We start from the raw sequence: 11,842 nt of genomic DNA on the forward strand, positions 1-11,842 counted from the left end.
GGATGAGACGGAGGATTACCACCGTCGAGAGTGGTCCATTCCGCGGATTCCGCAGGCTCGATCACCGGGGGGCGAGGAGGACGAGGCGCTGGGTCGCGCGCGTCATCGCGACGTAGCGATCGACCGTCCCCACGACGCCCCCACCGAAGCGCTCCGGGTCGAGGAGTACGACGAGGTCGAACTCGAGCCCCTTCGCGAGCTCCGGAGTGAGCCACTGGACGCCCGCACGCGACCGGTCCGGGACGACGCCGGCGTCGGGGGCGTGGATCACGCACGCCACCCCGTCCCCCTCCTCCGCGAGCCACGCGTCGAGCACGTCCCCGAGCTCCGCTGGCATGCCGCGATACACCGGCACCCCGGAACGGCGCACCGATGTGGGCACGTTCGCGTCCGGCAGCACCGTGCGGATGACGGGCTCGGCCGCCTCCATCACCTCGAGCGGGGTGCGGTAGTTGATGGTGAGCGTCGAGACCTCCGCACGCGACAGCCCCACCCGCGCGAGCCGCTCGCCCCAGCTCTCGATGAATGGACGACGAGCCTGCGCGCGGTCACCCACGATCGTGAGGCTGCGCGATGGGCAGCGGCGGACGAGCATCCCCCACTCGGCGTCGGTGAGTTCCTGCGCCTCGTCCACGACGATGTGCGCGAACGGTCCGGCCAGGAGGTCGGCGTCAACGACGGGGCGCGCCTCGACCGTCGCGAGGCTGTTGCGGGCGTCGTCTCCGCGCAGGATCGACATGAGGCCGAGCTCCGAATCGTCCGACGCGATGAGCTCGTCCATCACCCGATCCCGCTGCTCGCGCTCCGATGCGGTGGCCACCTCGGCCTCGCGGGCACGACGGGCCGCACCCGGGTCGCCGATGCGGGCGCGGGCGGCGTCGAGGAACGGGAGATCGGACACCGTCCAGGCACGCGGGTCCTCCCGCTGGAGTGTCTGCACCTGCGCAGCGGAGAGGCCGGGCGCGCAGAGCCGCAGGTACGCCGGCACCGACCAGAGGTCGGCCACGACGCCGAGCGGATCGAGCGTCGGCCACGCGCGGGCGAAGGTCCGCGTGAGGTCCTCGTCGGCCGTGAGCGCGCGACGCACCTGGTGAGGCGGTGCCGCGTCGCCGAGCCGGTCCTGGATGATCTCGAGCAGCGCCTCCCACACCTCGGCGCGTGCATCGTTGTGACTCGTGTCACCGTCGGGGGCGTCGAACGCCTCGGCCCAGTCGGCGTCGTCGAGCTCGATGTCGGCCCACGGCGTCTCCACGACACGGCCGGCTGGCGGGCGCTCGTAGTACCGGACGGCGGCCTCGACGATTCCGGCGACGTCAGCGTCCGCCTTCAGCGCCGCCACGGCGGGATCACGCTCGTCGCCGAGCGCCGAGCCGCCGGGAACGAGATCGCGGAGCGTGCACGTGAGAACCCCCTCCTCGCCGAGGCTCGGCAGCACGTCCTCGACGTAGGCGAGGTATCCGTCGTTCGGCCCGACGAAGAGGACGCCACCGTGCGAGCGGGACAGCCGCGGATCCGAGTAGAGGAGGTAGGCGGTGCGGTGCAGCGCGACGACCGTCTTCCCCGTACCCGGTCCGCCGTCCACGACGAGTGCGCCGCGCGAGGAGGCCCGGATGATCGCGTCCTGGTCGGACTGGATCGTGCCGAGCACGTCGCGCATCCGGCTGGTGCGGTTCTGACCGAGGCTCGCGATGAAGGCGGACTCGTCATCGAGGGCCGCCGCGCTCCCCTCCACCCCCGCGTCGGTGAACGCCTCGTCCCAGTAGTCGGTGATCCGGCCGCGGCTCCACCTGTAGCGGCGCCTGCTCGCGAGACCGTTCGGCTCGGCGCGCGTCGCGGCGAAGAACGGGGCGGCGGCCGGGGAACGCCAGTCGAGGAGGAGGGGATCGCCCGACTCGTCCGTCAGACCGAACCGGCCGACGAACGAGATCGCGCCGTCCTGGGCGACCATGCGCCCGAGGCACGCGTCGAGGGAGAACCGGCCGAGGGCGCGGAGCCGGGAGGAGAGGCGGTGGATCTCGAGGTCGCGCTCGAGGGCCTGCTGACCGCCGCCGCCCGGCGCGCGTCGCTCGGACGCGAGGCGGGACGTCAGCTCGGCGGTGGAGCGCTCGAGGTGCTCGGCGATGCGGGAGAAATGCCGCGTGTCGGCGGCGATGAGGCGCTCGTCGCGTTTCGCGGCGAGGCGGTCCGGCAGGTCGAAGGGGCCGGGTGCTGGAGCGCCGGCCGGCGTGGGATCGGGGGCATTCGTCGGGGTCACGGTCCCCGATTCTGGGCCGTCAGGGGGGTCTTGCGGCAAGCCCCCGCACGCGTCATAGTGTTAAAAGGGAAGGGAGACGAGAGTCTCCCTTTTTTGGTGCCCGCCCGCCGCCGTGGGGCACAGGCTGCAGGTCAGCGGAGGTGGGTGAACCACCACGACGGCGACGCCGCGAGGATCGCGCGGGCCGCGTCGTCGGCGTCGGCCGGGTCGTCGTCGGCGAGCCACACCTCGATCGCCCCGATCGTGCCAGAGGCTGCGTAGGCCGCGAACATCCGGTGACGCTTGCCGACATCGAGTCCCGACGGGCCGTCCGGCGCGATCTCGGGGTGCCGGTCGAGGATCTCGACGAGCGAGCTCTCGATACTCTCCACGAGCATGTCGCGGAGCGCCGGTGTGAGTCTCGGCGTCATCGCCCCGCGATAGATCGCCCGGTGCTCGAGTACGTGCCGCAGGAGAGCCCGCTCGGCGACGTCGAAGACCGTGCGGCCTCCGCCTTCCGCCTCTGCGTTCCGCTGGAACTCGGCCCGCAGCGCATCGAGCTCGTCGCGGAGGACGTGCGCGAGAAGCTCCGCCGGACCGGCGGCATGACGGTAGAACGTGTCGCGCGTGATGTCGGCGCGGCGGGCCAGTTCGGCGACGCTCACCGTGTCGATCGGCGTCTCCGAGGCCACCTCGTGCACGACGTCGACGAGTCGCGACCATGTGCGCACCTGCCGGGGATCCATCTGCCCATGATCGCACCGAACCATCTATCAAACACCTGTCTGATAAGCGTAGGGTGGAGATCGGGCCCACCAACGTCGGGGGTCTGGAAGGAGAACCATGTCCACCCGTTTCGAGAACCGCGTCGCGGTCGTGACCGGAGGCGTCTCCGGCATCGGCGCGAAGATCACCGAACGACTCGTCGCCGAAGGTGCGCGTGTGGTCGTCGCCGACATCAACGAGGAACTCGTCGCCTCCGCGCGCGACACGTTCGGCGACGCCGTCACCGGCGTGCGCGCCGACGTGACGAAGGAGGAGGACGTGCAGGCCGTGGTCGACGCGGCCGTCGACGCGCACGGCACACTCGACGCGATGTTCAACGTGGCCGGCGGCTCCCGCGCCGGCGGTCTCCTCGACCTCAGCGCCGAGGACTGGGACTTCACCGTGCGACTCAACCTCTACAGCGCCTTCTACGGCACCCGCTCGGCGGCGCGGCAGTTCATCGCGGACGGGAAACCCGGATCCATCGTGACGATCGCCTCCCTCAACTCGCTCGTGCCGATGTTCTTCGGCGCCGGGTACACGGCGTCGAAGGCCGGCGCCGTGATGCTCGTGAAGCAAGCGGCCCTCGAGCTCGCCGAGCACCGTATCCGCGTCAACGCGGTGTCTCCCGGGCTGGTCTCCACCCCGATGACCGGCGGACTCCGCGAGATCCCCGGCGTCGACGACGCCTACATGGATCGCATCCCGATGAAGCGCGCGGCGGAACCCGCCGAGATCGCCGCGGCCGCGCTCTTCCTCGCGAGTGACGACGCGTCGTACATCTCGGGCGACAACCTCGTGGTCGACGGCGCGTGGGCGACGTCCGGCTACCCGGACCTGCGCCCGTTCCTCGGTTGAGAAGCCCCTCCACATGCCATCCCCCCACTCGAAAGGATCGATCATGAAAGCCGCCGTCTTCCACGCGAAAGAGGACCTCCGCATCGAGGATGTCGCCGAGCCCTCGCCAGGCCCCGGAATGGTGAAGCTCCGGAACGCCTACGCCGGGATCTGCGGGTCCGACCTCCACGTCTACTACTCGCCCGAGGCGTCCGGTCTCGACTTCACGAAGCCGCACCCTGTGACCGGGTCGCTCCCGCCGCAGATCCTCGGACACGAGTTCTCGGGCACCGTCGTCGAGCTCGGCGACGGTGTCACCTCGGTGTCCGTGGGCGACAGGGTCGCGGTCTGGCCCGTCTACTACTGCGGCGAGTGCGCCGCGTGCCGCAAGGGCGCGTTCAACGCATGCACGAAGATCGGCTTCCACGGTCTCACGTCCGACGGCGGCGGCATGGCCGAGTTCACGACCGTCCCCGCGGAGAAGCTCCACGTGCTGCCGGAGAACGTCGACCTCACGCTCGGCGCCCTCGTCGAACCGATGGCCGTGGCGTGGCACGCGGTCGAGCGCAGCGGTGTGAAGCCGGGCCAGACGGCGCTCATCGCGGGCGCCGGGCCGATCGGCATCGGGGTCTGGTTCGCCCTCCGCGCGCACGGTGTCGAGACGATCATCGTGTCGGAGCCGAGCGAGTCGCGGCGGAACGCGATCGCCGCGGTGGGCGCGACGACCCTCGTCGACCCGATGTCGGAGGACCTCGCCGCGGCCGTGTCCGCGGCGACAGGTGGCGACGGCGTCGACGTGGCGTTCGACGCCGCGGGCGCCGGCCCGGCCGTGACCTCGTCGATCGCGAACCTCACGCCGCTCGGCCGAATGGTCGTGGTGGCGCTCCACGAGCGCGGATTCGAGTTCAATCCCACCCTGCTCGTGATGGCCGAGACGGAGATCGCCGGAACCCTCGGATACACGCAAGCGGACTTCGACGCGGTCATCGCGGCGATGGCCGACGGCGCGTACGACACCACGGGGTGGGTCGCGACCGTGGGCCTCGACGCCGTCGTCGACACGCTTGCGGAGCTGCGCGCCGGTCGCGGCATGAAGGTGCTCGTCTCGGCCGAGGCCTGACGCCGCCACACCCGACCCGGGCCTGACCCCGCCACCCGCTGCCGATGTGCGGACTTTCGTCCCTTCGGAGCACATCCGTAGGACGAATGTCCGCACATCGGCGAGGGTGGGGCGATTACCGAGGCCTCAGCGGGCGCGACGCGTCGGCTCAGCGGGGCGCGACGCGTCCCTGCGTGAACGCCGCGGTCGCGGCAAGGATCGTGTCGACCGGCACGTCGATGCCGACCGAACCCAGCTGGAGCCCGCGCTTCACGAGCCGTTGAAAGATCGCCGGTGCAACGTCGCTCGCCACCCCGGGGGACGACGGCGTCAGGCCGTCGACCAGCCTGTAGGTCAGGATGCGGTGACCGCCCCGACGACGCTCGGACACCGAGGTGACAGCACCCCACGGCACGACGAGAACACCCTGCGGGAGCCGCCACTCCATGCCCGTGTCGTCGAGGCGCAGGACGGTTCCCATCGCCACTCGCGATCCGTAGGCGCTCGCCACGCTGAGCGTCAGAAGAGTGATGATGACGCCGCTCGCGACGAACCCCAGCCCCGCGAGCATCCCGCCGGTGAATCCACCCGTCGACGCCACCAGCGCCGCGATGACGACGGCCACGCCGGGGACGATCACCGTCAGTGCCGTGCAGAACCCGATCAGAGGACGATAGGACCGCTTCACGGCGGCCGCATCCGTGCCGACGCTGAGCGGGGGGAAGGAGGTTCGCGCGTCCGTCATGCTCCGAGTCTGCCGCAATCCACCCCTCGCGACGCGCGGAATCCCGTCCCCTCGACGCTCGTAGAGGCGGCGGACGTCCGCACGTCGGCGGGTGAGCGGGGAGGTTTCCCTTGCGCTCGTTACGCCGGGGAAACATGATGGACATCATTCAGATCAATTTGAGCTGTTTGATGGGTGCAGCGACGCACCCGCGTCGCCGCGTCCCGAGGAGCACCACGTCATGACCCTGACCATCGCCGGACTCCAGCACGACGGAGTCTCGGGAGACGTCGACGCCAACCTCGCGATCATCGCCGAGGCCGCCCGCGAGGCCGCCTCGCGAGGCGCGCGCCTCCTCGTGACCCCGGAGATGTTCGTCACCGGCTACAACATCGGCGAGCGCCTCGCCCCCCTCGCCACCGCCGACCTCGTCGACCGGGTCGCCGCCATCGCGGCGGAGGCCGGCATCGGCATCGTCGCCGGCCTGCCCGAGCCGCTCCCCGACGGCGGAATCGCTAACGCCCTCGTGCTCGTCGACGCCGACGGCGCCGCCCTCCTCCGCTACCGGAAGACCCACCTCTTCGGCGACCTCGACCGCTCGCTCTTCGAGGCGGGCGACGCACTGCCCGGCGTCGTCGAGATCGACGGCGTGCGGGTCTCCCTCCTCATCTGCTACGACGTCGAGTTCCCCGAGACCGTGCGCGCCGCGTCCCTCGCCGCCGCCGACGTCGTCATCGTGCCCACCGCCCAGATGGAGCCGTACGCGCACATCGCGGAACGCCTCATCCCCGTGCGGGCGTGGGAGAACCAGGTGCACCTCGTCTATGTGAACCGCGTGGGCAGCGAGGGCGACCTCACGTACGTGGGGCGCAGCAGCATGGTCTCCCCTGCGGGCGAGATCCTCGACTCCCTCGACTCCACCTCCACCGGCCTCATGATCGCCACGATCGATCCGGAGGTCACCAGACGCGCACGGCAGGAGAACCCCTACCTCGCCGACCGCCGACCCGAGCTCTACTGACGCATCCTCCCGAAAGTGACCCCATGACCGTCTCCCCCATCGCCGAACCGCGCCAGCGCCTCGACGGACAACTCGGAACCGGCGCCATCGTCTTCATGGTGATCGCCGCCGCCGCACCCCTCACCGTCATCGGCGGCAACGTGCCCATCGCGATCGGCACCGGCAACGGCGCCGGAGCGCCCATCGGCTTCGCGCTCGCCGCCGTCATCCTCCTCGTCTTCTCCGTCGGCTTCGTCACGATGACGCCGTTCGTGCGCGAGGCCGGCGCCTTCTTCTCCTACGTCACGGCCGGACTCGGCTCGCGGCTCGGACTCGGCTCCGCGTTCACGGCGCTCGTCGCGTACACCGCGATCCAGGTGGGCGTGTACGGCTACATGGGCTGGGCGGTCGACGACCTCGTGACCTTCTTCGGCGGCCCGAGCCTGCCGTGGTGGCTGTACTCGTTCGCCACGATGGCGATCGTCGCCGTGCTCGGATACCGGCACATCGATCTGAGCGCGAAAGTGCTCGGCGTGGCGCTCGCTCTCGAGATCCTCGTCGTCGTCGTGCTCGACATCGTGATCTTCGCGACCGGCGGAGCGGAGGGGATCGCGGTCGAGACGTTCGACCCGTCGAACATCTTCACGGGCGGGATCGGCGTCGCCGTGCTCTTCGCCCTCACCGGGTTCATCGGCTTCGAGGCCACGGCCGTGTTCCGCGACGAGGCTCGCACTCCGGAGAAGACCATCCCGCGCGCGACGTACCTCGCGGTTCTCATCATCGGCGTCTTCTACGCCATCTCGTGCTGGGCCCTCGTCACGGGCGTGGGCGCGAGCAATGCCGTCGCCGTCGCGCAGCAGACGCTCGCCGGCGACGGCAACCTGCTGCTCGACACGGCCACGACCTACCTCGGCCCGATCATGCGCGACGTGATCCAGGTGCTCCTCATCACGAGCCTGTTCGCGTGCGTGCTGTCGTTCCACAACGTGATCGCGCGCTACCAGTTCACGCTCGCGCAGAAGTCGGTGCTGCCCGCGCGGCTCGGGCGGCGACACGGCGTCCACCACTCGCCGTCGTTCTCCTCGATCGTCCAGACCATCACGGCCGTCATCGTCCTCGCGGTGCTCGCCCTGCTCGGCCTCGACCCGCTCGTCGGCGTCTTCGGTTCGATGGCCGGTGTCGCGACCGTCGGGATGGTGCTGCTCATGCTCACCACGTCGATCGCTGTACTCGTGTTCTTCGCGCGGCGCCCGGAGCTCGCGGGTGGACGCGTGTGGGGCGCCCGGGTGTTCCCCATCCTCGCGGTGGTGGGACTCGCGTTCGCGCTGTGGCTCGTGCTGTCGAACTTCACCCTCGTGACCGGCGGAAGCGTCGCCGTGAGCGTGGGGCTCGCCCTCGTGCCCGTCGCCGCCATGGTGATCGGTATCGTCTTGGGGAGACGCTTCCCGCTCGACGCCGAGCCCGTGGACGAGACCGCGGCGGTTCCCGCCACGAAGACCGCCGGGAGCTGAGCGGACCACAGGCACGACGACGGTCGCGCGACGACCGAAGGAGGGGGACACACATGGATCTGGCGTCCCCCTCCCTCGGCGCGATCCGCCGCACGACGGCCGTCGACACGGTGCGTGCGCGCATCTCCCTCGCCGTGGAGCTCGGCATGCTCGCCCCCGGCCAGCGGCTGCCCGCCCCGGAGGAGACGGCGCGTGCGTTCGAGGTGAGCGAGATGACCGTGCGACGCGCCTACCGCGCGCTCGGCGATGAGGGCGTCGTGGTGCGTCGGCGGGGCAACTCGGGCGGCACCTTCATCGCCGACACTCCGCCGGCGGGCACCGTGACCGAGATCTACGCGTACCGCGCTGACGCCGCGCACGTGCACGCCCTCATCGACCAGCGCGCGACGCTCGAGGCCGGACTCGCGGCGATCGTGGCGGGCGGTGCGGCGGGTGGTGCGGCCGCGAACTCTGCGAGCGGCGCGGCGGGCGGCGCGGCAGGTGGCGCGGCAGGTGGTGCGACCGCGAACTCTGCCGGCGGCGCTTCCACTGCGGCCGGCGCGGCGGGTGTGGCGAGCCGTGCTAGCGGTGCTGCGGGAGACGCGATGGAGGGGTCGCAAGCCTCATCCGATCGCTTCTCCCGACTCGACGCGCTCGTCGAGACCATGCGGACGGTGCCCGACTGGGCGGGCTTCCGTGAGGCGGACACCGCCTTCCACGCCGAGCTCGCCGCCCTCGCCGGCCTCCCGGGCACGACGGACCTGCACCATCGCGTCTCGCACGAGCTGTACGCGTACTTCATCCCGTACCGCATCGACTACCTCCGAGCATCGAACGACGAGCACGTCCTCCTCGTCGACGCCCTCCGCGCGGGCGACGCCGCCACGGCCTCCCGCCTCGCCTTCACCCACGTCGCGGAACTCCACGACTCGATGTACGTGGGCCTCCCCCACCCGCACTCGCGCTGACCCGTCTCGCCCCGCACCCGCCCCTCACCACATGCAGCTTTTGAGCGCGTTTACACCGCTATATCGGTGTGAACGCGCTCAAACGCTGCATCTCCCGGACACGATGCGTGACGTGCGGCCGGCGGGTGTCGCGCCGAGCGGACGTGCAGCGCGCGGAGGGAGGACGCGTCAGCGCGCGGACAGGATGCAGAACTCGTTGCCCTCGGGGTCGGCGAGGACCACCCAGGATTCGTCGCCCTGACCCACGTCGACACGTGAGGCGCCGAGCGCGAGGAGCCGCGCGACCTCCGCGTCCTGGTCGTCGGGCACGAAGTCGAGATGGATGCGGTTCTTCACCGTCTTCGCCTCGGGCACGTTCGCGAACAGGATGGTCGCACCACCCTCCGGGTTCCGGAGTTCCGTCTCGTCCTCGTCGGCGTCGACGACCTCCCAGCCGAGGACCTCGATCCACCACCGGCTCAGAGCGACCTGGTCACGACAATCGACGACGACCTCTTCCCACCTCAACGACATGGCCCGATCGTACGCGCGCGCCTCGCCGTCTCGACACCCCGCCCGTCACTTGCAGCTTTTGAGCGTGATCACACCGGTACAACGGTGCAATCACGCTCAAAAGCTGTCTGTGGCGGAGGGGTGGGGGTGCGGGGCGCGGGGTCAGCGGGTGATGACGGCGAAGCCCGAGGCCGGGATCGTGATCGTCGTCGTGCCCGTGACCGTGCGGTCCGTGACGCGCTTGCCGGTCTTGTCGTAGACGTGGACGGTCGACGACTGGCCGGCGACGCCGACCTTGACCTTCTGCGGCAGCAGTCCGGACACCTGCACGATCTCCGTCGCCCCGCCGTCGCCCGAGAGCTGCAGCCGCGCGACCGTGGGCCGGACGAGCAGCGCGTCGAGCGTCGTCGTCCCCGACACCGCGGAGACGCTCAGCTGCGAGGTCTTCCCGGATACCGGGAGGAGGAGCGACTGCGGGAGCAGCACGCCGGGCACCGGACTCACGCCCTGCGCACCGGCCTTCGCCGTCACGAGACCGACGGGCAGCTTGCCCGTCTTCCAGAGCGACGTCGACCGCTGCTCGTTCGAGATCCACAGCACCGGCTCGACGAGTCGCGACGTGCTCGCGGTGCCGAGATCGAACGTGGCCTTCTCGCCCCGATCGAGCACGAGGGTGTCGCCCGAATACAGCGATTCCTCCGTCCACGCGGACGCGGGGGTCACGACCTCGCCCGTCGTGCTCGTGGCCGCCTCAGCCTCCACGAGACGCAGACCGTCGCGCGAGTCGACGCCCGCCACACCGAGGGCGCGCTCGGCGACCTCCGGGTGCGCGTCGAGCGCGATCATCGAGAGGAGTCCGTGGATGGTGCTCTCCGCGCCGCTGTTGCGATTCACGGAGCCGTCGGCCTGCAGACCGTCGTACGTGATACCCGTCGCCGGGTCGTACATCTGCGATCCGGAACGGTTGGCACCGAAGTACCACGCGGCCTGAACCGCGGCGAGCTCGTCGAACGCTTCCGAGCCGGACGCCTCACCGACGGCGAGCAGTGACTGCAGCCGGGAGTCCGCGCCGTACGCGATCTGGACCTTGTCCGCCGGAGTCGGGAACCAGCCGTTGTCCGGTCCGTCGGAGATGAGCTGCGTCGTCGTGAAGACGGCCGCGTCCGCCAGGGCCGGCTTCAGGAGTTTCTCGTCGGCGAGCACCGCCGAGGCCTCGGCGAGCGCCGCCGGCATCTGCGAACCCCACGCGTGCCACATGGACCGCGAATGCGTCCACGGGAGCACCGCGCCGTAGGGCCACGACCTCACATCGCCGCCGCCCATCGCGGCGATCCCCTCGGAGAGCTTCCGCATCGTCGAGCGGGCGGCGGTGTCGTCGGGAGCCGCCTGCATGTAGGCGGCCAGGCCGAGCACGGCCTCGGCGGACGCGTCGGCACCGTCGACGATCAGCCACGCCGGCACCTTCTTGCCGTCGGAGACCTCCCACTCGCCGTAGCGGGCGAGCGACTGGCGGTCGATGGCCTCGCGGGAGAGCGTGAGCCGGTCGCGCAGGAACGACGCGAACTCGGGGTCCTCGGCGCGGAACGCCGCGTAGCCCTCGCCGAACGCCCACACGGTGCGGGCGAGCCAGTAGCTCTCGTCCGAGTCGGACGGGTCGGGGAGTTCCACGGGCTCGGCGCTCGGGTTGAGCTCGCCGTCTGGCTGCATCCACAGCACGACGTTGCCGGCGTCCTCCCCGTCGGCCGTCTGCATGTAGGCGAGCGAGCGGAGCAGCTCGTACGCGGAGTCCTTGCTCGACTCGGCACCCGTCTGCTCGAAGTGGCGGAGGTACACGACGGCGGCGCGCGAGACGTCGTCGGCGTTGTAGGCGCCCTGACCCCAGTCGCCCGTGGCGGGGTCGAGGGGTCCGCCTCCGACGCGCTCGAACGTGCCGCCGTCGCGGGCGTCCGCGTAGGTCCACGGGAGGACGAGGTCCGGCTCCTCGGCGAGGCGGTAGGTCGTGTGACCGGGGACCTCGGCGGGGGTCGCCGTGTCGAGGAGGAAGTCGAGGTGGGCGAGGTTCGTGAGCGGCGCGGGCGCCGCGACGGCGGGGGCCGTGAGGCCGACACCGCCCGTGAGGGCCGCGACGGCGATCGCGGCGGCGAGGAGGCCGCGCTTCCGTCGCGTGGTGCTGGAGTTCGTCATTGAACTGCCTTTCTGTGTGCCCCGAGATGCAGCTTTTGAGCGCGTTTCCT

The 11,842-nt window shown here is 70.8% G+C and carries 10 protein-coding genes; 5 read left to right on the forward strand and 5 right to left on the reverse strand.

The window, feature by feature from the left end:
• Positions 1–61: 61 nt before the first annotated feature.
• Together helR and CLV49_RS06330 are read right to left on the reverse strand one after the other, a co-directional pair.
• Positions 62–2,254, reverse strand: a complete 2,193-nt coding sequence (helR, locus tag CLV49_RS06325) for an RNA polymerase recycling motor ATPase HelR (RefSeq protein ID WP_106562781.1) — start codon at positions 2,252–2,254, stop codon at positions 62–64.
• Between the two features lie 131 nt (positions 2,255–2,385).
• Positions 2,386–2,979, reverse strand: coding sequence for a TetR/AcrR family transcriptional regulator (locus CLV49_RS06330; protein ID WP_158261919.1), 594 nt, complete (start codon positions 2,977–2,979; stop codon positions 2,386–2,388).
• Positions 2,980–3,076: 97 nt separating this feature from the next.
• On the opposite strand from CLV49_RS06330, the gene CLV49_RS06335 reads away from it, so the two are divergent.
• Positions 3,077–3,856: an SDR family NAD(P)-dependent oxidoreductase gene (locus CLV49_RS06335; protein WP_106562783.1), complete on the forward strand. Its 780-nt coding sequence runs from the start codon at positions 3,077–3,079 to the stop codon at positions 3,854–3,856.
• A gap of 43 nt (positions 3,857–3,899) precedes the next feature.
• Positions 3,900–4,955, forward strand: a complete 1,056-nt coding sequence (locus tag CLV49_RS06340; RefSeq protein ID WP_106562784.1) for a 2,3-butanediol dehydrogenase — start codon at positions 3,900–3,902, stop codon at positions 4,953–4,955.
• A gap of 148 nt (positions 4,956–5,103) precedes the next feature.
• Here the strand turns inward: CLV49_RS06340 and CLV49_RS06345 are convergent, their stop codons facing one another.
• Positions 5,104–5,679, reverse strand: a complete 576-nt coding sequence (locus CLV49_RS06345; protein WP_106562785.1) for a hypothetical protein — start codon at positions 5,677–5,679, stop codon at positions 5,104–5,106.
• Between the two features lie 220 nt (positions 5,680–5,899).
• Between CLV49_RS06345 and CLV49_RS06350 the strand changes: the two genes are divergently transcribed.
• From CLV49_RS06350 to CLV49_RS06360, 3 genes are read left to right on the forward strand one after another with little or no spacing between them, the layout of a single operon-like run.
• Entirely contained in the window at positions 5,900–6,679 is a 780-nt protein-coding gene (locus CLV49_RS06350) for a carbon-nitrogen hydrolase family protein (RefSeq protein WP_106562786.1), read from the forward strand.
• A gap of 23 nt (positions 6,680–6,702) precedes the next feature.
• Entirely contained in the window at positions 6,703–8,169 is a 1,467-nt protein-coding gene (locus CLV49_RS06355; RefSeq protein WP_106562787.1) for an APC family permease, read from the forward strand.
• A 53-nt stretch (positions 8,170–8,222) separates the two neighbouring features.
• Positions 8,223–9,116, forward strand: a complete 894-nt coding sequence (locus CLV49_RS06360; protein ID WP_106562788.1) for a FadR/GntR family transcriptional regulator — start codon at positions 8,223–8,225, stop codon at positions 9,114–9,116.
• 168 nt (positions 9,117–9,284) lie between these two features.
• Here the strand turns inward: CLV49_RS06360 and CLV49_RS06365 are convergent, their stop codons facing one another.
• Both CLV49_RS06365 and CLV49_RS06370 read right to left on the reverse strand, forming a co-directional pair.
• The gene (locus tag CLV49_RS06365; protein ID WP_106562789.1) at positions 9,285–9,629 is read right to left on the reverse strand and encodes a VOC family protein; all 345 of its coding nucleotides are present in this window, start codon (positions 9,627–9,629) and stop codon (positions 9,285–9,287) included.
• A gap of 141 nt (positions 9,630–9,770) precedes the next feature.
• Positions 9,771–11,792 (reverse strand): hypothetical protein, encoded by a 2,022-nt coding sequence (locus CLV49_RS06370; protein ID WP_106562790.1) that lies wholly within the window; start codon positions 11,790–11,792, stop codon positions 9,771–9,773.
• Positions 11,793–11,842 lie beyond the last annotated feature (50 nt).

Source organism: Labedella gwakjiensis, from assembly GCF_003014675.1.
GTDB classification, from domain to species: domain Bacteria; phylum Actinomycetota; class Actinomycetes; order Actinomycetales; family Microbacteriaceae; genus Labedella; species Labedella gwakjiensis.